This window comes from Paenibacillus sp. FSL H3-0329, assembly GCF_037963285.1.
GTDB lineage: Bacteria > Bacillota > Bacilli > Paenibacillales > Paenibacillaceae > Paenibacillus_AQ > Paenibacillus_AQ odorifer.
Window position 1 is genome coordinate 4,793,844 of sequence record NZ_CP150150.1, and the last position, 22,514, is coordinate 4,816,357.

At 47.3% G+C, this 22,514-nt stretch carries 26 protein-coding genes; 1 reads left to right on the plus strand and 25 read right to left on the minus strand.

What is annotated here, in order from left to right; genetic code table 11:
• Nucleotides 1-54 precede the first annotated feature (54 nt).
• From recN to NSQ66_RS21385, 24 genes are all read right to left on the minus strand, one after another.
• On the minus strand, nt 55-1,782 hold the full coding sequence (recN, locus tag NSQ66_RS21270; protein WP_038572526.1) for a DNA repair protein RecN: 1,728 nt from the start codon (nt 1,780-1,782) through the stop codon (nt 55-57).
• Nucleotides 1,783-1,828: 46 nt separating this feature from the next.
• Entirely contained in the window at nt 1,829-2,278 is a 450-nt protein-coding gene (gene argR / locus NSQ66_RS21275; protein WP_036682813.1) for a transcriptional regulator ArgR, read from the minus strand.
• A 31-nt stretch (nt 2,279-2,309) separates the two neighbouring features.
• On the minus strand, nt 2,310-2,783 hold the full coding sequence (locus NSQ66_RS21280) for a hypothetical protein (RefSeq protein ID WP_235219482.1): 474 nt from the start codon (nt 2,781-2,783) through the stop codon (nt 2,310-2,312).
• A 265-nt stretch (nt 2,784-3,048) separates the two neighbouring features.
• Nucleotides 3,049-3,951 (minus strand): TlyA family RNA methyltransferase, encoded by a 903-nt coding sequence (locus tag NSQ66_RS21285; protein WP_036682815.1) that lies wholly within the window; start codon nt 3,949-3,951, stop codon nt 3,049-3,051.
• A gap of 45 nt (nt 3,952-3,996) precedes the next feature.
• Nucleotides 3,997-5,901, minus strand: a complete 1,905-nt coding sequence (gene dxs, locus NSQ66_RS21290) for a 1-deoxy-D-xylulose-5-phosphate synthase (RefSeq protein ID WP_038572528.1) — start codon at nt 5,899-5,901, stop codon at nt 3,997-3,999.
• A 99-nt stretch (nt 5,902-6,000) separates the two neighbouring features.
• Nucleotides 6,001-6,948 carry a polyprenyl synthetase family protein gene (locus tag NSQ66_RS21295; RefSeq protein ID WP_052097217.1) on the minus strand — a complete coding sequence of 316 codons (948 nt, stop codon included), beginning with the start codon at nt 6,946-6,948 and terminating at the stop codon, nt 6,001-6,003.
• Nucleotides 6,935-7,192 carry an exodeoxyribonuclease VII small subunit gene (xseB, locus tag NSQ66_RS21300; protein ID WP_036682818.1) on the minus strand — a complete coding sequence of 86 codons (258 nt, stop codon included), beginning with the start codon at nt 7,190-7,192 and terminating at the stop codon, nt 6,935-6,937. The genes NSQ66_RS21295 and xseB overlap by 14 nt, the downstream gene beginning before the upstream one ends.
• Nucleotides 7,170-8,549 carry an exodeoxyribonuclease VII large subunit gene (gene xseA, locus NSQ66_RS21305; protein WP_038572529.1) on the minus strand — a complete coding sequence of 460 codons (1,380 nt, stop codon included), beginning with the start codon at nt 8,547-8,549 and terminating at the stop codon, nt 7,170-7,172. The genes xseB and xseA overlap by 23 nt, the downstream gene beginning before the upstream one ends.
• A gap of 11 nt (nt 8,550-8,560) precedes the next feature.
• The gene (folD, locus tag NSQ66_RS21310) at nt 8,561-9,418 is read right to left on the minus strand and encodes a bifunctional methylenetetrahydrofolate dehydrogenase/methenyltetrahydrofolate cyclohydrolase FolD (protein WP_036682821.1); all 858 of its coding nucleotides are present in this window, start codon (nt 9,416-9,418) and stop codon (nt 8,561-8,563) included.
• 42 nt (nt 9,419-9,460) lie between these two features.
• A complete protein-coding gene (gene nusB / locus NSQ66_RS21315) occupies nt 9,461-9,913 on the minus strand; it encodes a transcription antitermination factor NusB (protein ID WP_036682824.1) in 453 nt (150 codons plus the stop codon).
• A 257-nt stretch (nt 9,914-10,170) separates the two neighbouring features.
• Nucleotides 10,171-10,404 (minus strand): DUF2273 domain-containing protein, encoded by a 234-nt coding sequence (locus tag NSQ66_RS21320; RefSeq protein ID WP_036682825.1) that lies wholly within the window; start codon nt 10,402-10,404, stop codon nt 10,171-10,173.
• Between the two features lie 15 nt (nt 10,405-10,419).
• Entirely contained in the window at nt 10,420-10,959 is a 540-nt protein-coding gene (amaP, locus tag NSQ66_RS21325; protein WP_036682827.1) for an alkaline shock response membrane anchor protein AmaP, read from the minus strand.
• Between the two features lie 74 nt (nt 10,960-11,033).
• On the minus strand, nt 11,034-11,450 hold the full coding sequence (locus NSQ66_RS21330) for an Asp23/Gls24 family envelope stress response protein (RefSeq protein WP_036682829.1): 417 nt from the start codon (nt 11,448-11,450) through the stop codon (nt 11,034-11,036).
• Nucleotides 11,451-11,565: 115 nt separating this feature from the next.
• On the minus strand, nt 11,566-12,909 hold the full coding sequence (gene accC / locus NSQ66_RS21335) for an acetyl-CoA carboxylase biotin carboxylase subunit (RefSeq protein WP_036682831.1): 1,344 nt from the start codon (nt 12,907-12,909) through the stop codon (nt 11,566-11,568).
• Between the two features lie 54 nt (nt 12,910-12,963).
• The gene (accB, locus tag NSQ66_RS21340; RefSeq protein WP_036682835.1) at nt 12,964-13,473 is read right to left on the minus strand and encodes an acetyl-CoA carboxylase biotin carboxyl carrier protein; all 510 of its coding nucleotides are present in this window, start codon (nt 13,471-13,473) and stop codon (nt 12,964-12,966) included.
• Between the two features lie 147 nt (nt 13,474-13,620).
• Nucleotides 13,621-14,538 carry a SpoIIIAH-like family protein gene (locus tag NSQ66_RS21345; RefSeq protein ID WP_036682837.1) on the minus strand — a complete coding sequence of 306 codons (918 nt, stop codon included), beginning with the start codon at nt 14,536-14,538 and terminating at the stop codon, nt 13,621-13,623.
• A 67-nt stretch (nt 14,539-14,605) separates the two neighbouring features.
• A complete protein-coding gene (gene spoIIIAG, locus NSQ66_RS21350) occupies nt 14,606-15,250 on the minus strand; it encodes a stage III sporulation protein AG (protein ID WP_036682839.1) in 645 nt (214 codons plus the stop codon).
• 43 nt (nt 15,251-15,293) lie between these two features.
• Complete coding sequence (gene spoIIIAF / locus NSQ66_RS21355; protein WP_036682842.1) at nt 15,294-16,070, minus strand: stage III sporulation protein AF; 777 nt, start codon at nt 16,068-16,070, stop codon at nt 15,294-15,296.
• A gap of 27 nt (nt 16,071-16,097) precedes the next feature.
• Nucleotides 16,098-17,330: a stage III sporulation protein AE gene (gene spoIIIAE, locus NSQ66_RS21360; protein ID WP_036682845.1), complete on the minus strand. Its 1,233-nt coding sequence runs from the start codon at nt 17,328-17,330 to the stop codon at nt 16,098-16,100.
• Nucleotides 17,331-17,374: 44 nt separating this feature from the next.
• Complete coding sequence (gene spoIIIAD / locus NSQ66_RS21365; protein WP_036682847.1) at nt 17,375-17,764, minus strand: stage III sporulation protein AD; 390 nt, start codon at nt 17,762-17,764, stop codon at nt 17,375-17,377.
• Nucleotides 17,765-17,771: 7 nt separating this feature from the next.
• Nucleotides 17,772-17,975 carry a stage III sporulation protein AC gene (gene spoIIIAC / locus NSQ66_RS21370; protein WP_036682849.1) on the minus strand — a complete coding sequence of 68 codons (204 nt, stop codon included), beginning with the start codon at nt 17,973-17,975 and terminating at the stop codon, nt 17,772-17,774.
• A 13-nt stretch (nt 17,976-17,988) separates the two neighbouring features.
• Nucleotides 17,989-18,507, minus strand: a complete 519-nt coding sequence (spoIIIAB, locus tag NSQ66_RS21375) for a stage III sporulation protein SpoIIIAB (RefSeq protein ID WP_036682851.1) — start codon at nt 18,505-18,507, stop codon at nt 17,989-17,991.
• Nucleotides 18,500-19,501 (minus strand): stage III sporulation protein AA, encoded by a 1,002-nt coding sequence (gene spoIIIAA, locus NSQ66_RS21380; RefSeq protein ID WP_036682854.1) that lies wholly within the window; start codon nt 19,499-19,501, stop codon nt 18,500-18,502. The genes spoIIIAB and spoIIIAA overlap by 8 nt, the downstream gene beginning before the upstream one ends.
• Before the next feature lie 82 nt (nt 19,502-19,583).
• The gene (locus tag NSQ66_RS21385; protein ID WP_036683194.1) at nt 19,584-19,826 is read right to left on the minus strand and encodes a YqhV family protein; all 243 of its coding nucleotides are present in this window, start codon (nt 19,824-19,826) and stop codon (nt 19,584-19,586) included.
• 323 nt (nt 19,827-20,149) lie between these two features.
• On the opposite strand from NSQ66_RS21385, the gene NSQ66_RS21390 reads away from it, so the two are divergent.
• Nucleotides 20,150-21,016, plus strand: a complete 867-nt coding sequence (locus tag NSQ66_RS21390) for a YitT family protein (RefSeq protein ID WP_081382367.1) — start codon at nt 20,150-20,152, stop codon at nt 21,014-21,016.
• A 134-nt stretch (nt 21,017-21,150) separates the two neighbouring features.
• Here NSQ66_RS21390 and NSQ66_RS21395 read toward each other — a convergent pair whose 3' ends face one another.
• On the minus strand, nt 21,151-22,404 hold the full coding sequence (locus NSQ66_RS21395; protein WP_036682855.1) for an aspartate kinase: 1,254 nt from the start codon (nt 22,402-22,404) through the stop codon (nt 21,151-21,153).
• Between the last annotated feature and the right edge of the window lie 110 nt (nt 22,405-22,514).

The following is a 22,514-nucleotide window of genomic DNA, read 5'->3' on the forward strand; positions in this document are numbered from 1 at the left end:
ACCTATAAGATAACCTTGCCCCCAGGCTTTTATTACTGTCAATCATTGCTCCGCTTAGCTTGTTGCAGCCTTACTTGCCTCGGCCAGATTAAGCATTTCCTGCGAGTGATGCAATGTTTTTTCGGTAATTTCTACGCCACCCAGCATCCGGGCCAGCTCCATTACACGTCCATCGTTTGTTAGGGATTCCACTTCAGTCATGGTTCTTCCATCCTCAACCTTTTTGCGGATTAAGTACTGATGGTCAGCCATACAAGCCACCTGCGGCAAGTGAGTAATGGAGAACACCTGACAGGTAGAGGATAGCTTAAACAGCTTATCTGCGATGGACTGAGCGGCTCTGCCGCTGACACCGGTATCCACTTCGTCAAAAATCAGAACTGGAATTGCATCATGGCGCGCAAAAATACTTTTCATTGCCAGCATAATACGCGACAGCTCACCACCAGAGGCGATTTTGCCAAGAGGTCTCAGGGGTTCGCCCGGGTTAGGGGATATCATAAATTCTGCGCTGTCTATCCCTTGTCTTGTGAGGCGAATACGCCGACCATTGTATTCCACTCCACGGGGGTCCTCCAGCGTGTCTAATTTGACCTGCAACGAGGTTCTTTCCATTTGAAGGTCTTTAAGCTCACCCTCCACTTGGGTGGCCAGATCAGCAGCACAAAGCTTGCGTGCTTCACTTAATTCCGTAGCTGCTTCCATTAATACAGACAGCAGCGAATCGCGCTTCGCCGTCAGTTTCTCCAGATATTCATCTTTATTCTCAAGCAAATCAGTTTCCCGGTGAATTTGTTCATAATAAGCCAAAATCTGTTCTACACTCTCTCCATATTTACGTCGGAGTCCAGTGATCAAATCCAGACGATTCTCGATTTCTTCAAGTCGCATCGGATTGAACTCGATATTTTCCCGGTAATCACGAAGCTGAAAAGCAGCATCCTCTAGCTGGTAATATGAGGACTGCAGCTGTTCGAGCACTGTTCGCAGACCCTTCTCATCGTAACGAACTGCATCCTCAAGTCTGGAAATGACATTACCGATCGATTCCAAGCCTTGTCTGTCGTAAAGCAGCTCATATGCACCCGATACGGAATCCATCATTTTCTCACTGTGGGATAGTTTGACCCGTTCTTCGGTAAGTAATTCATCTTCTCCCGGTTTTAATCCGGCGGATGAAATTTCTTCAAGCTGAAAACGATATAAGTCGAGCATTTGGTATGCCTTCTGGCTGGATTCCTGCAGCTCTCGCAGCTCTTTCTCCACCTTCGCGAAGGCAGAATACCTTTCCTGAAAAACTGCCTTTAGCGGACCAATAATCGGTTCTCCGTATGTATCCAGCAGTCCCAGATGCCGTTCCGCCTTCAGCAAGTTCTGGTGCTCATGCTGGCCGTGTATATTAACCAGCTGCTCGCCGATCTCGCGAAGCATGGTAAGATTGACCATCTGTCCATTTACACGTGATGTACTTTTACCTTGAGAGGTAAGCTCGCGTCGTATAATAAGATGCTCCTCGCGCTGGGCCTCAATGCCAAGACGCTCCAAAGTCTCCCAAACGGGATGACCGCTGGGAAGACTGAAGAGCGCCTCCATCTCCGCTTTTTCACAACCATAACGAATGGAATCCGCTGAACCGCGGCCTCCAACAATCAATCCAAGCGCATCAATAATAATGGATTTACCTGCCCCGGTCTCTCCCGTAAGCACGTGGAAGCCAGGATAAAAATGCACATCAACCGCCTCAACGACGGCAAGATTGCGTATAGACAAGGTTTCTAACACTAATAGAGCACCTCCGAGAAGATGACAGGCATCTGATTAATTATAATTAAGAAATATAACCCATGATTTGTGAAATTACAGTCTTACTGTCCTCAGGTAAACGGCAAATAATAAGGATTGTATCATCACCAGAAAGGGTTCCCATAATTTGCGGCCAGTCAATATTATCAATCAAAGCAGCGACAGAGTTAGCCGTACCTGGTAAACATTTCATCACCACAAGATTAGCCGAGGAATCGATCTGCACAAAATTATCCACAAGAACGCGCTTAAGCTTCTGAATGGGATTGTACCGTTGATCCGTTGGAAGTGAATATTTATATCTTCCATCATCCATGGGTACCTTGATGAGCAACAGCTCTTTTATATCTCGAGATACTGTGGCTTGAGTAACTTGAAAACCTGATTCACGCAAGGCTTCCACAAGCTCGTCCTGTGTCTCGATATCCTTTTGTGTAATAATTTCACGAATCTTAATATGTCGTTGTCCCTTCATTGTTGCCTCCTGGTATATAAAAAATATGGACTCAGTTTGATTCTCCATCGTCTTTGCCAAGCTTAATTACATGGATCGATGCTGTTGCTACATTAACATATAGAACGCCGCTGCATTCCGGATAGATCAGCAGGTAGGGAAGCAAGGTATCACGTAAGCCGCTGCCAGTGAAATCCAAAGGCTTGCGTGGTCTGGAAAGGATAACTAAATATAACGATCCTTCCTCTTTTGTCGCCACATAATCTATAAATAACCGGCTATACATCTGCGCCCCATTTACGTTGAAAGACAAGGGGATTTTTAATTTCCCTCCAACGACCTCATATCCTTCATCCTCAAGTATATCAATAGAGGGATGTGGAATAATCACTTTATTGAACGGAATCTGATCCTTCATAAAAGAACGCGGAGAACTCTGCAGCCATACATATACCCGATATATTATAAAAATCGATAATGCTACCCCAATAAACGCCATAACGACCTTGTCAGAGCTACCCGCCACTATCAATCACCTCGGTGATTTATTCGCGTGAAGCCCTGGTAAATCCTGCTTCTAAGCTGTTTTTTTACGAGCTTTCCGCATAATTGATATTATTCGCTAATTCAGCATTTTACAATTACAACGAGCACAGTAAATCCAAAAAAGATTCAAAATATAAAGACCCGGATTTTATACCGGGTCTTTATTTTAATAAATTCAATCCATTTGAGCAAATCTGCAAAACACCCCGCTGACCATTTGAGGTTGACGGGGTGTTCATAAAGCTCTAGCGGCGCGGGGAGTTTCCATGAGTAGAACTCACATTAAAAGTACTCGTAGCCTGCTTAATCACTTCATCAGCAAGGGAAGCGAAGTCCTCCACTGGAATGACTGCTGCAACAGCAGCTGCCGGCTGTACGGATACTTCTTCGCCTTCCACCACTTCTGGCGTCAGTCTCCAGTGAGCAAGAAACTCAATATTGCCTTCTCCGCCTGTAATTGGTGAAAAGGTTAATCCATGTAGACCGAATCCTAACTCTGCAGCCATAGTCAGTACATTAATCAATACCTCTTTATGGACCGCGGAATCACGAATCACACCTGATTTTCCAACCTTCTCACGCCCAGCCTCAAATTGCGGCTTGATGAGTGCAGCGATATCTGCTGGACGTTGCAGCAAGGCTTTGAGGGGTGGGAGAATTATTTTTAAGGATATAAAAGAAACATCAATACTGGCAAAGTCCGGAACAGGACCCTGCAAATCTGAAGGTGTCATATACCGGAAGTTCGTACGCTCCATGACGCTCACTCGCTCATCATTACGCAGTGACCAATCCAGCTGGTTATAGCCAACATCAATGGCATACACATGGCTTACACCATTCTGAAGCGCACAATCTGTGAAGCCGCCAGTGGAAGCACCAATGTCCAGCATGTTCCGTCCGGTAAGATCAATATTAAATTGGCGAAGAGCCTTCTCCAGCTTTAGGCCTCCACGACTGACATACGGATGCACAGAGCCTTTAACCTTAAGGGTAGACTCCCGCGAGACCTTCATGCCAGCTTTTTCAATACGTTCCTCATCCGCGAGCACCAACCCTGCCATAATAGCAGCTTTAGCTTTCTCCCGGCTTTCATAAAAACCTTGCTCCACAAGCAGTACATCAATCCGTTCTTTACGGTGTTCCATGGTCATCTCCCGATCGTTCAAGGGTTACTAATTTCCGGCTTCCACTTAGGAAGACGAAGTCGTTTTGTAATTATAAGCACTTAGAGCCATCATGGACTTGATACGTGCACATAACGCTTCTACGGTAAGGCCTGTTTGCTGACGTTGTTCTTTAATGGAGCCATGCTCCACGAAGATGTCGGGCACACCCATCAGATGTACACGAGCGTCATAAATTTCATGCTCCGCGTAGAATTCCAATACCGCACTGCCGAGACTTCCCGCTTGGCAAGCCTCTTCAATAACAACCATATTGGTTCCAGCATGAGCCAAATCAAGAAGCATGGAGTTATCAAGCGGCTTCAGGAAACGCGCATTCACAATACCCACCTGAATCCCTTCCCGCTTCAGCAAATCAGCGGCTTCTTCAGCCACTTGAACCATAGGACCACATGCCACCACAGCATATCCTTCTCCTGTACGCAGTCGTTCCCATGATCCTATAGGAAGGGTATGCAGTTCAGCATCCATTGCCACGCCTGTTCCGTTAATACGCGGATAGCGGTAAGCAATTGGACCGTCATTATATTCAAGTGCCGTCTTCATCATATGACGCAGCTCATTTTCGTCTTTCGGCATCATCATCACCATATTAGGGATATGGCGCATAAAAGCAACATCGTACACACCCTGATGAGTCTCACCATCCGCACCCACAAATCCAGCACGGTCAATGGCGAACATAACATTGGCGTTATGGCGGCAAATATCATGGACGATCTGATCATAGGCACGCTGCATGAAGGTAGAATACACGGCGTATACCGGCTTCATCCCTTCCATAGCCAAAGCTGCACACAGGGTTGCTGCATGCTGCTCGGCAATACCGACGTCAATCATGCGATCCGGAAATTCCTTCGCAAAAGGAAACAACCCTGAACCGCCTGGCATCGCAGGGGTAACTGCAATCAGGCGCGAATCTTCACGTCCCAGCTCAATCAGCGTACTGCCAAATACTTCGGTATACATTGGAGGACCTACAGCTTTAAGTGCCTGACCCGACTCAATTTTGTAAGGGGAAATGGCATGCGATTTATAGAAATCAGTCTCAGCCGGTTTGTAGCCCTTGCCTTTGGTCGTCAGCACATGCACAAGCACAGGACCCGCCACGTTATCTGCTTGATGGAAGGTGTCGATCATTTTCTCCAGATCATGTCCATCCACTGGCCCAAGATACGTAAAGCCAAGCTCTTCAAACAATACTCCGGGTACCATCATATATTTAAGACTGTTTTTTAACTGTTCAGCGGTTTTCGCTAATCGTCCACCGATGGCCGGAATCTTCTTAAGCAGCCCTTCAACCTCGTCTTTAGCACGCAAATAATGACGGTCCGAACGAATTTTGCTTAAATAATTGTGCATCGCCCCTACATTCGGAGCAATCGACATTTCATTATCGTTCAAAATAACCATCAGCTTACGCTTCTCATGGCCAATGTGGTTAAGCGCTTCAAAAGCCATCCCGCCGGTAAGCGCACCGTCACCAATCACGGCAATTACCTTGTTGTCTTCGCCTTTAAGATCACGAGCCATAGCCATCCCCATCGCTGCCGACAAAGAGGTGCTGCTATGTCCAGCTTCCCACACATCATGTTCGCTTTCAGAGCGCTTAACAAAGCCGCACAATCCCTGATATTTGCGCAGGGTATCAAAGCGATCTTGACGGCCGGTCAGTATTTTGTGGACATAGGCTTGGTGGCCAACGTCGTAGATCATTTTGTCACGAGGACTGTTGTAGCAATAATGTAAGGCCAGCGTGAGCTCCACCACCCCCAGATTAGAACCGAGGTGCCCGCCGGTTGCTGTAAGCTTCTCAATCAGAAATCGTCGAATTTCCTCTGCAAGAGTAGTTAATTCTTCGACTGACAGTGATTTCAGTTGTTGTGGATCATTTATTTGTGGAAGCAGCACGAATAGTTCCCCGCTTTCCTAGATGTTGTAAAATATATAAAAACCATTATAACACAAACGAAACGGCTGTCGAAATACAGCCGCTTCGAAAGTTCATACTTAGTGATCACGTGCCATTAAATAATCTGCAATTTCCAGCAGGCGCTGGTTGTCGTAAAAACCGCCATTCAGCACAGCATTTTGAGCTGCTTCTGTAAGCTGCTTCACCTCAGCACGAGATTCCTCTAACCCAATAAAATAAGGGTAGGTTACCTTCTGCTGTTTGATATCGCTGCCTGTTTTTTTACCAAGCTTGCCTTCATCTCCAACCAAATCAAGAATATCATCCTGAATTTGAAAAGCGAGTCCGATGCTTGTGCCAAAATCACGCAGAGCTTCAAGCTGCTTCTCTGTTGCCCCTGCGATACGTCCGCCGGCTAACAACGAAAAGATAATTAAATCTCCGGTTTTATGCAGATGAATATACTTCAGCTGTGCAAGATCTGTTAGTCCTTGCTCGCCTTCCATATCTGCTATCTGACCGCCGACCATGCCGCGTGGACCCGCCATTTCCGCCAGATCCTCCACTATGGATAAAACATTATCAGCAGGGATGCCAAATTTACGGGAGGCTTGTACCACACTGTAAAAAGCATGGGTCAAAAGCGCATCACCCGCAAGAATAGCTGACGCTTCACCAAAGACTTTATGATTCGTCAGCTTGCCGCGCCGATAATCATCATTATCCATGGCAGGCAGATCATCATGAATCAACGAGTAGGTATGTACCATCTCAATAGCAGCAGCAATAGGCAAGGCTGCTTCACGGCTGCCTCCCAGTGATTCACAAGCAGCGATCACAAGCAGCGGCCGGAGGCGTTTGCCCCCTGCCATTAGCGAATACTTCATCGCTTGCTGTAAATTTTCCGGAACCGTCCATGCTGCGGGAAGAATAGTCTCAAGCTCCTGTGAGAGCAAATCACTTATCGATGCGATGTAATCCTCCAGCGGCTGCCGCATGCTTTCACTTGCGGACCTTCCCTCCAGATCATTCTCAAAGCGATTCATCGGCGTCCCCTTCCAGACGTGCACCAAACGGCTTTTTGCGCAGTTCTCCGTCCTCTTGGGTAATCATTTCGATCTTACGCTCTACTTGTTCCAGCTTGCTGCCGCAAAGCTGCGACAGCTTCATGCCCTGCTGAAATAAATCGATGGCCTTCTCCAGAGGAACGTCGCCGTGTTCAAGCTCACGAACGATTTCCTCCAGTCGGTCCATAGCGCCTTCAAAATCAAGTTCCGCTTCCTTCGTCATCGTCTTTGCCATCCTCCTTCATCCCCCATACTTGGCAGTTCAGCTGTCCGTCATTCATCTTTATCACCACAAGATCGCCAAGCTGCACTTCGGTCAGCGATTTGATTAAATGTTCTTCCGCCTCGTCATACACTAAGCTGTAGCCGCGCGACATTACTTTTAGCGGGCTCAGCGCATCCAGGTGACGAATCTCTGCCACATAGCGAGATCGCTTCTCCTGCAAACGAGCCTGCATAGCGCCCATTAACTCACGGCGCATGCTGTCCGTGCGCTGACGTGCTGCGGCAACACTGTCGCGCGGATGGAACCGCTGCAGACTGTGATGCAGCACCGCCTTACGCTCGCGGGAACGGCTGAGCCGTGCATCCGCTGAGCGCTGGAGCCGCTCACGCAGCATGTCCAACCGCTGCGTGTGCTGAATCAGCGTCCGGCGCGGGCCTGCCAGCGCCAGCGAGCGCTGCAGCACCGAGTGGCGCTCGCGTCCACGCTGGGCGCGTTGTTGCAGCGCTTGGCGCAGCCGCTGCTGCAGCTGGCGAAGCTGCGCAGCTAGCTCGCCGGCATGAGGCACGGCCAGCTCAGCGGCCGCTGTGGGCGTAGCCGCGCGGAGGTCGGCGGCGAAATCGGCAATCGTGAAATCGGTCTCGTGGCCGACGGCCGAGATGACCGGAATCCTTGATGCCGATATCGCTCGTGCGACTTCCTCCTCGTTGAACGCCCACAGCTCCTCCAGCGAACCGCCGCCGCGGCCGACGATAAGCACGTCGGCTTCACCCATGGCGTTCAGCGCGCCAATCGCCTTCACTATCGAAGGCGCAGCGCCTTTGCCTTGCACCAGTACGGGATAGATTACAATAGCTACCTGCGGAAACCGCCGCTGAAGCGTAATCACAATATCTCGTACAGCTGCTCCTGTTGGGGATGTAATCACACCAATACACTTCGGGAACCGCGGCAACGAACGCTTGCGAGCTTCTGCAAAAAGGCCTTCTTTTTCAAGCTTGCTCTTCAGCTGCTCATAGGCCAGATATAAACTGCCAATCCCATCAGGCTGCATATGTGTGGCGTAGAACTGATATTGCCCATCCCGTTCATAGACGGTCACATTACCTCTGGCAATTACCCGAGCGCCTTCCTTCGGAATAAAAGGCAGCCGCTGGTTATGAGAAGCGAACATAATCGCTTTAATGCGGCTGCTCTCATCCTTAAGTGTGAAATACATATGCCCGCTGCCATGATGTGTAAAGTTGGAAATCTCTCCGCGAATCCACACATCCGAAAGTAAATTATCCGAGTCTAGCTTCATGCGGATATAACGGTTGAGTTCTTTTATCGAATAAACCTGCCGCTCTGCCGCCATGAATCTTACCCCTATTCCAGGCCGTGACGGCGTTTAGCCGCAATCAGCGTGTTGCTCATCAGCATTGTAATAGTCATCGGTCCAACCCCGCCTGGAACAGGCGTGATGTATCCGGCAACTTCTTTTGCACTTTCATAATCAACGTCACCTGCGAGTTTACCGTTATCCAGACGGTTCATGCCCACATCGATGACAACAGCACCCGGCTTCACATAGGAAGCATCAATGAAATTAGCTCGTCCGATCGCTACAACCAAAATATCCGCTTGACGGCTAATCTCTTGCATATTAGCTGTACGGGAATGGCACATAGTTACGGTAGCATTTTCGCGTTGCAACAAGAGGGAAACTGGCTTTCCTACAATATTGCTACGACCAATTACAACGGCATGTTTACCTGCCATACCTGTTCCTGTACGTTTAATCAGTTCGATTACTCCTGCAGGAGTACATGGAAGAAGACTGTCGGCACCGATGACCAGGTTGCCTACATTGACAGGGTGAAAGCCGTCTACATCCTTTTCCACGGAGATTGCATCAATAACAGCCTTCTCCTCGATATGCTTAGGCAATGGGAGTTGAACCAGAATTCCGTCGATATCATCGCGTCCGTTTAGCTCTGCTACCAGTGCCAGAAGTTCTTCTTGAGAAGTGGATTCATCCAATTTATGCACTTCCGAATGGAATCCTAAGCTGATACAAGATTTCTCCTTATTGCGAACATAAACCTGAGATCCCGGGTCTTCACCTACTAGAATAACAGCCAAACCGGGCTTTACGCCGCGTTTCGCCAGTTCAGCAACCTCTTGGGCAATGCTAATACGAATTTCCTCGGATACTTGTTTACCACTGATGATTGCTGCTGTCATGTTAGTCTCTCCCCTTTTATATACTTTACTATGGTTTATAAATTAAGAATGGTCAGCTTTAATAGTATCTATCTCTTGGATCATCTTGCCGAGTACTCCGTTAACAAACTTCCCGGAATCATCCGTTCCAAAATGCTTGGCCAAATCGATCGCTTCATTCACCGCAACCTTCGCAGGCACATCATTGGCGAACACCATTTCATACGCTGCTAAACGTAGAATCTGACGATCCACACGTGACAGACGGCTCATTTGCCAGCCCTTCAGGTAATGTTCAAGTATATCGTCGATCGCTACCTTGTGCTCCCATACCCCATTCACATGCTCTACCACATAGTGTTTAAGCTGAATCTCGTCCGTGATTACACGTTCGGTTTCATTCTCTTCTGAAGCTTCCTCGAGCAGCATTTCTACGGCTTCCGCGCTTTCCACATCGTTCATTTCCATCTGATACAGGCTTTGGACAATAATCTCTCTAGCTATACGTCTTTTCATGTGTTCCTCCTAAAATCTTATATCGCATTAAAATATTCACTTGTACTGCAACAACGTCTACGACCTAAATATCGCTTCACACTTATTCATTCTTTCCCTAATCCTGTGAGGATTATTGCACAAAGCGAAGATACCTTCAGAGGAAGCTCGCAAATATACCTATCCCTTGTCGCAAAAAAACCGCAATGCCTTTCTTCCGGGGGCAACGGACAACACAAACTTACGGTTTCCTGCTCCGGGAAAAAGACTATCGCGGTTCACTTAAAGGGACGCCAGCGTCCGGATAATCGCGAAACCAACTCCTGCCATTGAAACAGGGGCGCTTGCGCGGTATCCTTTCTTTTGCCGAGCGTATATCCGATGAACACTACCAGTGCAAAGAACAGCATATCCCAAAAACCGCAAATTAAATAAATCAAACCCAGACCAATGCCGAAAGTCACTCCGGCGATTCTACCCCCGTGACTTTCCCATACTTCTTTCCAAGACATAAGGGAAACTCACCTCTATTCCACTCGACTTTTGAAGCTTGGAGACTGCGTGAGGTTAGCAATATATACAGACACATCAGCAACCGGAATGCCGGTTGTCTCCTGCACGAAATCATGCACCTGACGTTGTACTTCTGTCGTAAGCAGCGGTAATGAATGCTCACCGTCCACTACTGCACGAATTGTAATTTCAAGGCCAGCCTGAGAGACACGAATACGTGACTTGAGATCTCTGATTCCCTTCACTTTACCAGCAGCCTTAAGACTCAGATTCTCAATGGTTTCCATTGAAATCTGGATATCCCCATACTCTGTACGCTGATCGACCGAAGGCAATGAAGCGCGATCACGGCGCAGAGAGATGTAGAAAAATCGGATGCTCAGAAGGAACAAGACAACTGCTACTATTATTGCTGTAATATAAGCTGCTGGTCCATTCTCAATCTCCAAAGTTCTAGGAATCGCACCGCTTAAGAGGAGGATGGCAATAACAGATAGTATTCCGATACTTAAGCTGTAGACAAACAGCAAAAGTCTGTCCAAAATTTTTGCCACGAGTCTCATAACCTCCTTAAATTAGAGTAAACCCTCGACTTTGCTGTCGGGGGTTTATGGAAGAACGATGACTGCTATTTCACACGAAGAATCGTTTCAGCTTCTTCGTTCTTGTCTACAGTGTTGTTGTTCTTGAATTGCACATCATGAATATGCACATTCACTTCCACAACAGTCAGACCAGTCATAGTCTCGATGGAGCGCTTAACATTACGTTGAATTTCAGCAGCCACTTCAGGAAGGCGATTGCCATATTCAATAATTACAGAAACATCCACCGCAGCTTCACGTTGTCCAACCTCTACTTTAACTCCTTTGGACAGATTCTTACGTCCAAGAAGTTCAACAATACCACCGGCGAATCCGCCGCTCATACCTGCTACACCTTTAACCTCAACGGTCGCCAGACCTGCAATAACCTCGATTACTTCAGGAGCAATCTGGATTTCACCGATTTCCGTCCGTTCGTATTCTGTCGGCAATGTACTCATTTTAGACTTCACACCTTTCAAGAAAGATTGTTCATGATTTCAAGCGTAAAGCACGTCTCTTATTAAACATACTATATCATTTGACGAACTTTATGACAAACAAACCGAAGTCGTCCTAAATTTCATACTCTTCAAGAAACTTAATGTCAAAGTTACCATCCAAAAATACAGGATGCTCCAACAGTTTCTGATGGAAAGGGATGGTAGTATGAATGCCTTCCACGGCGAATTCAGCCAAGGCGCGCTTCATCTTCGCAATCGCTTCCTGACGTGTAGGAGCCCATACAATCAGTTTTGCAATCATAGAATCATAGAAAGGGGAAATCGTATATCCTGGGTACGCCGCACTATCTACACGAACGCCAAGGCCTCCGGGTGGCAAATAAAAGCCGATTTTTCCTGGTGAAGGCATGAAATTACGCTCTGGATCTTCAGCATTTATACGGCATTCAATCGACCAGCCATTAATCACGATATCTTCCTGAGTGAATGACAGCGGATTGCCTTCTGCTACAGAAATCATTTCCTTAATCAAATCCACGCCTGTAACCATTTCCGTTACTGGATGTTCGACCTGAATACGAGTATTCATCTCCATGAAGTAAAACTGTCCATCCGGTCCAAGCAGGAATTCAAGTGTTCCGGCTCCCGAATAATTCACGGCAAGTGCTGCTCGAACTGCTGCATTACCCATTGCTTCACGAATTTCAGGTGTGAGCACTGAACAAGGTGCCTCTTCAATCAGCTTTTGGCGACGACGCTGCACGGAGCAGTCCCGTTCGCCTAAGTGCACTACATTGCCATGTTTATCTGCAATAATCTGAATCTCCACATGCTTCATGCCTGTTAGGAATTTCTCCAGATATACACCAGCGTTACCAAACGCCTTTTGTGCTTCCTGTTGTGCAGCAGTGATCTGCTTCACCAAAGATTCCTCGTCCTCAGCAATCCGTATTCCCTTACCCCCGCCACCCGCAGTAGCCTTAACGATGATTGGGTAACCAATATCGCGGCCCAGCATGACAGCTTCCTCTACATCGCCTACAAGACCATCTGAGCCCGGGATAATCGGAACTCCAGCCAGTTTCATGGTTTCCTTCGCCACAGCCTTGTCACCCATACGGTTTATGGCATCTGGAGAAGGTCCTATGAAGATAATATTGCAAGATTCACAAATCTCTGCAAAATCCGCATTTTCAGCTAAAAATCCATAGCCAGGATGGATGGCATCACATTCCGTTAAGGTGGCTACACTCATAATATTTGTAAAGTTCAGATAGCTGTCCTTGGCCGGCATCGGACCGATGCAGTAAGCTTCATCAGCCAACCGGACATGCAGTGAATCCCGGTCGGGTTCCGAATAGACCGCGACGGTGGAAATGCCCAGTTCACGGCAGGCCCTAATAATGCGGACCGCGATTTCGCCGCGGTTGGCAATCAACACTTTTTGAATGTTCATGCGTTTCCTCCCAAAGTTTTGCGAAGCTTCCGCTCCTTAAGTAGTCTGCGGTATTTATTCCGGTTTAACCAAGAATAGTGGTTGACCATATTCTACAAGCTGACCGTTCTCAGCAAGTACAGACACGATTTCACCTTTGATCTCCGCTTCCAGCTCATTCATCAGTTTCATCGCCTCGATAATGCAAACCGTTGATTTTTCACTTACACGGTCTCCAACATTAACAAACGAAGGCGTTTCCGGAGAAGCGGCACTATAAAAGGTCCCCACCATTGGAGACACAATTTTATGTAGTTTGCCTTCATCAGCTGCTTGTGGCTGCTGCGCTGGAGGAACTTCACCAACTACCGGATAGGATACTTGCGGTACGCTCTGCGGCTGCGGGGCAGGCGTAAAGGGATAGGCAGCATAAGGAGTCGCCTGTACTGCTGTTCCATCAGCTTCAGGGCGATCCGGTTTGCGAATTGCAAGCTTCATTCCTTCGCTTTCGATCTCCAACTCATGTACAGAGGAGGTCTGGTCCAGCAATTTAATCAATTCCTTAATTTCGCTCAACTTGAACATATATCAGTTCACTCCTTCAGCTTTCTCTCGAAGCCACTTCTTAAGCGGACAAGATAACTTTATGTATTATATCACAATCGGTAAAAATGGAAAGAGCCCGGGGCAACCCGAGCTCTTTCGTCATTTTTCTTTTAATTTTACAGCTTATTATTGCTCGGAAACGTATTGTACACTAATTTTATCTTGAGATACACTGAGTTCCTTCATTACGAGATCCACGATACTAACCGCTTGTTTTACATCCAGTTTGTCGCTGAGAACAACCACTTTGTAGCTGTCTCCAGCTTCTTCCTTTACAATCGCTTCTCCATATTTTTGTTGAAGCTGTTCTTCGATACCGGTAATTTTGGATTCTTTTTCTTCAAGATTAAGAAGTTGTTCTTGAGCGACTGCGTTATCAGCAGGTGTTTTATCCATGTCATTAATCAAAGCAAGCAAGTCTTGTTGGTTCTTAAGATTCTTTTGCTCACGTTCATAAAGGTAGTTAGTGAACATGCTGCTCGCCGATACACTTTGAGAAGCTACTTCATCGAGAATTTCTTTGTCATTTTTGGCTGGAGTCTTGGTGGTTGTATTTGCGGCTGTATCTTTAGCAGATGTATCTGTTTTCGCGGCATCTTTAGCAGCAGTGTCGGTTGTTGCCTTCTCTGAGTCACTGCTATTTGCGGCAGCTTTACTGCTATCGTCCTTAGCAGCTGTAGTTGTACTGTCGTCCGTTTTAGCAGTAGTAGTGCTATCATCCGTTTTAGCGGTAGCAGCACTGTCATCCGTTTTGGCGGCAGTAGCGCTGTCGTCCGTAGTAGCGGCGCCAGTAGTGCTATCTACAACGCCTTCATCAGCAACAACATCGCCTTGACTAACAACTTCGTTCACAACAACACCTTTGTCACCAACCGTTGGCAACGCTGCACCTGCTGTGTCTTTCAGGGAATCAACCTGCATTGTGCCAGCCGTGTCTTTTGGAATCGAAGCACCTGAGTCTTCAGTGAATAAATAGTATGCAGAGAGGACCACCATCAAGCTGAGCATAGAAACCAACCATATCGTTTGTCTTTTGCCGTTCATTCCATATTCCTCCTAAAATTTAATCTAGTGGCTGCTTCGGAAGCACTCACTTATTGACTTTCTCCTGCTACTCTTGTTTGCGTGGTACTACTGAAATGCGCTGGATCGGGACGTTCAAGCCTTTTTCTATAGCCTGCTCGACGAGTCCACGAACAACCTTGTTCTCTGCCCCTTTGGCAACTACCAGTACGCCGCGTACCTGAGGTTTAATCCGCTTCGTCACAATGGGTGTTTCGTCCCCTGATTGCGAGTAGGTTACGATTTCGCCATCCCTCGTATATTGTGTCGTATGACGTTTTCCCCCACTGGCATCCGTCTCTTCACTAAGCTGCTGGGAGTCATTCATATTACGCACCACGACAATTTCTTCTGTAGACTCCACTGTAACCATGATATCGACTGTACCAACGCCAACGATTTTCTCCAAAATCTCCTTCATCCGGTTCTCCATCGCTAGTTCGATGCTGTCGAACGAATTGGTTGTTGTGGTTGGATCACTCTGCACCAACGCCGTTTGTGAGGACTGATTCAGCGGCGGCTCGCGCCCTGTATTCTCGTTATCAATCCTCTTCACATTGACGAAGGAATTGAATAGCATGATCGCTGCGCCCAGCAGTCCCAGAATGATCAGCCAGCGAAAGGTATGACTTCTCTTCGGACTGCCGGCCCCACCCCCAGCCCACTGCTCAAGCTTTTTCAGCCAATTGCCCACTCCCATCCCTCCTAAAAATTATAGTTATTTAGAAACCGTAAGCTCATGATTTGACGTTACTAGCCACGCCGCCATCCACCTGAATGACTTTGGGATCCAAATCCCACTTCAGTTCCAGCAGCTTTACAATGGACTCCATTTCACTCGAGGACGCGCTGTCTTCAGCCACAGTTCCGTTCACTGCTTTATTAGGTTCGTCTGATGATGTCGCTTCACTCTCTACGTTATCTCCCGGATTAGCGCCAATTTTAACTTCTACAGGTGCTACAGGAGTGATTGTAATGGGTGCTGTAGTCGCTGTGCTGGAAGCTCCGGAAGTACCCGGGGAGTTAGCCGATGTCTGAGGCATAGAGACCTTTACATTAGAAATGACAGGAACATCTTCCTTACCGGTGCCGCCAGACTTCCCCATGCCCAGCGTTACGGTGACATTAACCCCGCGTTTGCCGGTCTCGCTGATAATCTGCTCTTTCATCTGACCCGCCACCTCTTCGGCAGCGAGCTGCAGACTCTGTTCCTGACGGCCTTGTGCAAGCTTTTGCCCATCTGCCAGAATCTGTTCCAAGGATGGGTCTCCCTTCCCTCCGCCAGTGAACAAACCGCCTTCTTTCTCTTGCTGTCCCATAGCGACACTCAGTTCGGAGATTGCATCACCTTTCAGGAGAGAGACGATAGGGCTGAGCATCGTGAGCAGGATTAGGAGACTTAGCACCAATCTTGCATAACGCTCCATGGATTTGCTTGGGAGCAGCAATTCAACAAATGACGCCAACAGCACAACCAGGATGATCTCCCGCAGCCAATCGCCCAACCAGCTCATGGTTTCCCTCCTAAAGGTTTTGTTGCTTCACCTCATCATTACGGTCAAGTTGCCCGCAGTCAGCATGATCGTAACCGCCATAAAAAACATTAAGGAAACAGCAGCCAAAGCAGCGAATACGTACACCATGCTTTTTCCAATCGTCTGGAGACAGACTACAATCGGTGTCTCTCCCAGCGGCTGCATCACAGCGGCGGCTATGTTGTAGATAAGGGCAAGCACCAGGATTTTGATTGCCGGAAAAGCACACAGGAACAATATGATAATGACACCCGATAACCCGATCGCATTCTTCACCAGCAGTGAAGCTGAGATTACTGTGTCTGTGGCATCCGCGAACATTTTGCCGATGACCGGAACAAAATTCCCTGTAATATATTTGGCGGCCCGAATGGTGACCCCATCCGTTACTGAGCTTGTTATCCCTCGAACGGAAATTACACCTAGAAACACAGTTAGCAGTACACCTAACAGTCCAGCACCGATGTTTCGCAGCAGGTTAGCCAGCTGGGTTAGTTTATATTTCTCCGACAATGCGCTGACCAGATGCAGCACAGCCGAGAAGAACAGAAGCGGAAAAACAAGGGTGTGGATCATGGTGCCAACCGTATGAATCATAAAAACAATTAACGGATGGGTGACAGAGACTGTAACGATATTCCCCATCGAAGCCAGCAGCGCAAACAGCAGTGGAATCATCGCCATCATGAAATCGATCATCCGGTCGATAGCATCCTTTGCATAACCAATAGCGATATTGAAGCTGTTCACGGCAATAACCAGCACCACCATATAACAGAGCGTATAAGCGACCTTACTGACCGTTTTTCGCTCAAAAGCGGTTTGCAGCGTCTCCAGAATCATGCTGAGCACACTGATCATCACAATCGTCACGAGCAGCTTTCCATTGTACAGAACCTCATGCCACATAAAGCCTAGAAGCCCAGATAACACACCCTTTAAGCTGAGCCCCTTATCTCCTGGAAGCAGCATGTCCATTAGCGTAGGTGTGGCCCCGTCCGGGAAAAAACCACCATAATCCTTCATCAGCTGATCCCAATACGACTCCACTTTATCTTTTGGCAAATTATTCACCTGGCTCTTGACCCACTGGTCTACCGGGGAAGAACTGCCGGATTCTGGTGTTGAGGAAGCTTGCACACTCTGAGCTGTACCTGCAAACCATAGAATGAAAAAGAATGGAAGCAGCAGCAGTATTATTTTTAGTTTTGGAGGACGGAAAACACTGCGCTCTTGCATAATTTCTCCTCCCGATTCGTTGCTCAGCTCTCTTTACGATTGCTTTAAGCAGGCAGTAGTTTCATGACGGTTTCGATAATGATGCTGATGATGGGTACGGCTAGTACCATAATTAGCACTTTGCCGGCGAGTTCTATTTTGGAAGCAATGGATTCCTGACCGGCATCTCGTACAATTTGTGCACCGAACTCCGCGATATAGGAAATGCCGATGATTTTGAAAACAGTCTTCAAATAAATCATTTCCATCCCCGATGACTCAGCCACCCGCTCCAGTGTAGAGAGGATCATTCCGATCTTGCCGATCAGAAACATAAAAATTAGAATTCCTGTTGTAGTAGCAAGAAGGAAGGCGAACATCGGTTTTTGTTCCTTCAGTACGAGAATCAATATGGTCGATATCAGCCCAATCCCAACAACTTGAATAATCTCCATAGCACGCCTATTGAAAAAGAAAGATCGTTTTTATTTCCTGCAGCAACCCGTCCAGCATACGAATCACCATGAACAGCACGACTACGAACCCGATCACGGTGACCCAATGTGCGAAATCCTCTTTTCCCATCTGTTTGAGCACCGTGTGTATCATGGCGATAATTATGCCAATGCCGGCAATTTGAAAAATCGCATTGACTTCAATATTCATTCCTGGCACCTCGCTAAAAGATCAAAATGACGATCAGTACTCCAAGCAGCAGACCCAGGCTTTTACTTAACTTTTCATATTTGCCTTGATCCTCTCTGGCCACCGACTCCTCCTGCTTCAATTGCTGCAATGCTAACGCGATATGAGTGCTCTGATTCGACCTATCGCTTGTGCCGAGAGTACAGCTGAGCTGGCGAAGAATCTCTTTTTCTGTCCCCTTCATTGCGGTAGACTTCCAATATGCTTCCATCGCCCGCTGGATGGCATCCTGGGCGCTTCTGTCATAGGGAGGGCTCATCTCCTCCGCTGTTTTGACAAACAACGATTTCAGCGGGTCCTTAGACTGATTCCCAATCCGCCGCATGGCTTCCGGCAGTGGGGTGAAGCCGTACATGATCTCTGTTTCCAACCGCTGTAGTGCTGCTATTAAACCTCTGATATGTCTGGGCCTGTCTGCATATTGACGAGCAAACTGGAGACCTGCAAGCGTACCAGCCACCACAATGAGCACAGCACCGAACAGCTTAAGCATGCAAATCACCACCTAGTCGGTCCCCGGGAGAGATAAGCAGCATTCCTCTTTTCTGGCCATCCAGAATACGAAACGTGAGGCCTGCTTCTGAACGATGGAGTATGACATATCTCTCGAACATCTTTTGTTCCAGCAGTCCTCCAAGACCCGGCCTACGAGCCAACTCTGTTACATCTTTTCCGTGAGCGGAAGCAATGACAGATATTCCGGCATGCAGTGCCTCGGTAACCGCTTCGGCATCTTCAGGACGGCCAATCTCATCCGCGATTAATACATCTGGAGATAGCGACCGGATCATCATCATCATGCCTTCTGCCTTGGGACAGCCATCAAGAACGTCTGTCCGCGGACCCACGTCAAAGGCGGGAACACCACGCCGGCTGCCAGCAATTTCAGACCGTTCGTCAACAATTCCCACCTTCAGCCCCGGTCTACTCCCTTCGCGCTTGCCCAATTCTCCTAAGGAGATTTGTCTTGCGAGATCGCGGAGTAGGGTAGTCTTGCCATGTTGTGGAGGGGAGAGAATCAAGGTGTGCATCATTCGCTGCCGCCCCTTGTCCAGTAAATAAGGCAGCACTCCATCTGCGATTCCAGGTACTTCACGAGCAATACGGACATTAAAGCCAGTGATATCACGAAGATGTTCTACACCTCCGCCACTCAGTACTGTCCGACCAGCAAGTCCTATCCGATGACCGCCGGGAATCGTAATAAATCCTTTTCTCAGCTCTTCTTCCATCGTATATAGCGAATGGTTGCTGATCAGATCTAGCAGTCGATGAGTGTCTTCCCGATCCGGCTTGTAAGCTTCTTCAGGCCTCTGCGTCAAACTGCCATTCACTCTTAGAAAGTGATATTTACCAGAGTAGTTAATTTCCAGCGGACGACCTTCACGGACACGAATCTCCTCCACCATTCCTAGCAGCGGAAGGGGAAGGCACTTTAACAGCGCTCTTACTTTTTCAGGAAACAATTGCAGCCAGTCATCTGCCATACAAAGTACCCCCAAGCTGTCCTCTACTTAATTGCTTTATTCCATATTTATGCTTGTACGCGCCTAATATGCCTATCATCTATCATTTTTTCAAAATCCCGATTAAGAGAAAGGCTACACCGCAGCCCACCCAGCCTAATTTGCTCCATGACAGCTGCTGTGCCATCCCAGTCAGGCCAATTGCTGTCGTCAATATCAATATGGTCGGGCCTACCAAAGCCAGTCCAGAATTGACAGCCAGCGCCTTATCGACCTGATTTAATCTGAGCATTATCAGCGCAGCTATAATCTCTGCACTGCCCGAGAACAACCGCAGAGTCGCCATCCAGCTTACATACTTGTCCAATCTACTCCACTCCTTTTACTAATTCATTCATACCAAAAGACATCTGAGGCTTGTTTAGCTTTCTATTATTCATGGATATGCGTGGCTTTTTCACTTTAGACAATGAGAAATGACAGATTTACAGATCAGACTGTGAAAGAATTCATAGTGAGTGGGTTCATAAATAAATATAATCAGTACGATAAAATAATTTTTACGAACACCTTCATCTGTGGTATCCTTTTTAATTGGAAATATAGTGAGTTTATATTTTCAAAAAAAGGCAAACTAAAAAGACATAAGAAAAAGAGGGGATTTGTGTCATGCACGTTCGAAATTACGGGCTACCGCTCAGCATGCGGTCCGTAGTCAGACCAGTAAGAGAAGCGGCAATCATTATTTTTTCAGCTTTTTTAGTCGCCGCAGGGATGAGATTATTTCTAATTCCTCATCAACTGCTAAGCGGCGGGGTAGCGGGGGTGGCTTCAGTCATTGGGTATGTAACTAATCCGAAGTACATCTCAATCATTTATTTTGCGATAAACCTTCCTGTTCTGATCTGGGGATTTATTGCAGTGGGGAAAAAGTACATCTTACTAAGCATGCTTTCCGTTTTAGCTACCACCTGGTTCATGACAATTATTCCTGCGGTGAAAGTGACCAAAGACCCGATTTTGGCTAGTATTTTTGGCGGCGTAATTATTGCTGGCGGGGTTGGATTTTCTCTCCGTGCCGGGGGCTCATCTGGAGGATTTGATATATTAGGCTCGATTATTACACGTAAGCGGGATATTCCTATTGGGAATGTACTCTTCGTAATGGATGGGATCGTTATTCTGAGTTTAGGCTTCTTTAAAAGCTGGGACTCAGCCTTATACGCTATGCTCTGTATTTTTGTGAAAAGCAGAGTGGTTGATATGATTCATATTCGTCATGTCAAGCTAACCTGCTTCATTGTTACCAAGGAACGGGATAAAATGCTGAATCGTCTTAGAGAGCTGCCTCATGGCATCACAGTAGTCAACGCAGAGGGCGGTTACAGTCACGAGGGCAATACAATGCTGATGACCGTAACGACCCGCTATGAGCTGTCAGAGCTGCGTAAGACTATCCTTGAGACGGATCCAAGCTCTTTCGTCAATGTACTTGAGACTGTTGAAATTCTAGGCCGATTTAGACGTTTAGGATAAATACCCATATAGATGTAAAAAGGAACGCTGCATTCAAACCTGCAGCGTTCCTTTTCATTTATAGCTGATGCCCAAAAAGGAGACCCCGTAGCTAAGTAGCTGTAGGATCTCCCTTTTTATTGATTAAACGGCTCTTAACGACGATCCTTAGGACCACCAACAAAGGCCTGCTCAGTTGTATCCAGATTATAAGCGGTGTGAAGCGCCTGAATGATCGATGGCAAATTGCCGGATTCGATTACACAAGAAACCTTAATCTCTGACGTGCTGACCATCTTAATGCTTACGCCCTCTTGGGAGAGTACATCAAACATTTGAGCTGCAACACCAGGATGGCTAACCATACCCGCGCCAACAATAGAAACCTTCACGAGGTTATCCTCGGACGTCACTTCACGGTAAGGTAAAGTTTTATGGATTTCTTTAATTACTTCCTTCGCACGATCCAGTTCATCAAGTGAAACTGTAAATGAGAAGTCAGCCTGCTCATTCTGCACACCACTTTGTACAATGATATCTACGTTTACGCCTTCTTCAGCCAGCTTGCCGAAGACTTGAGCGAGTACACCCGGTACATCAGGTACTCCTAGAATACTGACACGCGCTACATTCTTATCATAAGCAATCCCACTAACTACGACACCTTGCTCCATGCTTGCTTCCTCCTTCACAACAGTACCTTCATTATGATTAAAGCTCGATCTAACGACCAGCTTAACTTGATGACGCTTAGCATACTCCACTGCACGCGGATGTAGTACGGCCGCTCCCAGATTGGCAAGCTCTAGCATCTCATCGTAAGAGATTTCGTTCAGCTTGCGGGCTGTTTTCACAATGCGTGGATCTGTAGAATAAATACCATCAACGTCGGTATAAATCTCACATACATCTGCTTGAATAGCAGCCGCAAGGGCTACAGCTGTCGTGTCCGATCCTCCGCGGCCCAGGGTAGTGATCTCACCATCCAAAGTCATCCCTTGGAAACCGGCAACGATAACGATCTGTTCGCGTTCCAAAGACGCTACTACACGGTGTGGATCAATATCATTGATACGAGCTCTACCGTGAGTTTCGTCTGTACGGAACCCGGCCTGCCATCCTGTATAAGATACTGCATTCCGCCCGATCCCATGAAGAGCTATGGACAAAAGAGCAACGGAAATCTGCTCTCCTGTTGTCATCAGCATATCCATTTCACGTGCAGGCGGCTGCCCGTTTAATTGCTTCGCCGTATCGATCAAATCATCTGTTGTATCCCCCATAGCAGATACAACTACAACGCAGCGATGTCCCTCATCCTGCTTGTCTGCGATGCGCTTGGCAACACGTTGCATGCGTTCTGTGTCGCCGACGGAGCTGCCTCCGAATTTCATAACATAAAGTGACAAAGTCCCACTCACTCCCCATATCGGTCTATGTAGTTGCTTCTAATCGGTTTCCCGCTTTAAACCAGTATAATACGAAAATAGCGTAATGCGTTAATGATTTCATTAAAAAA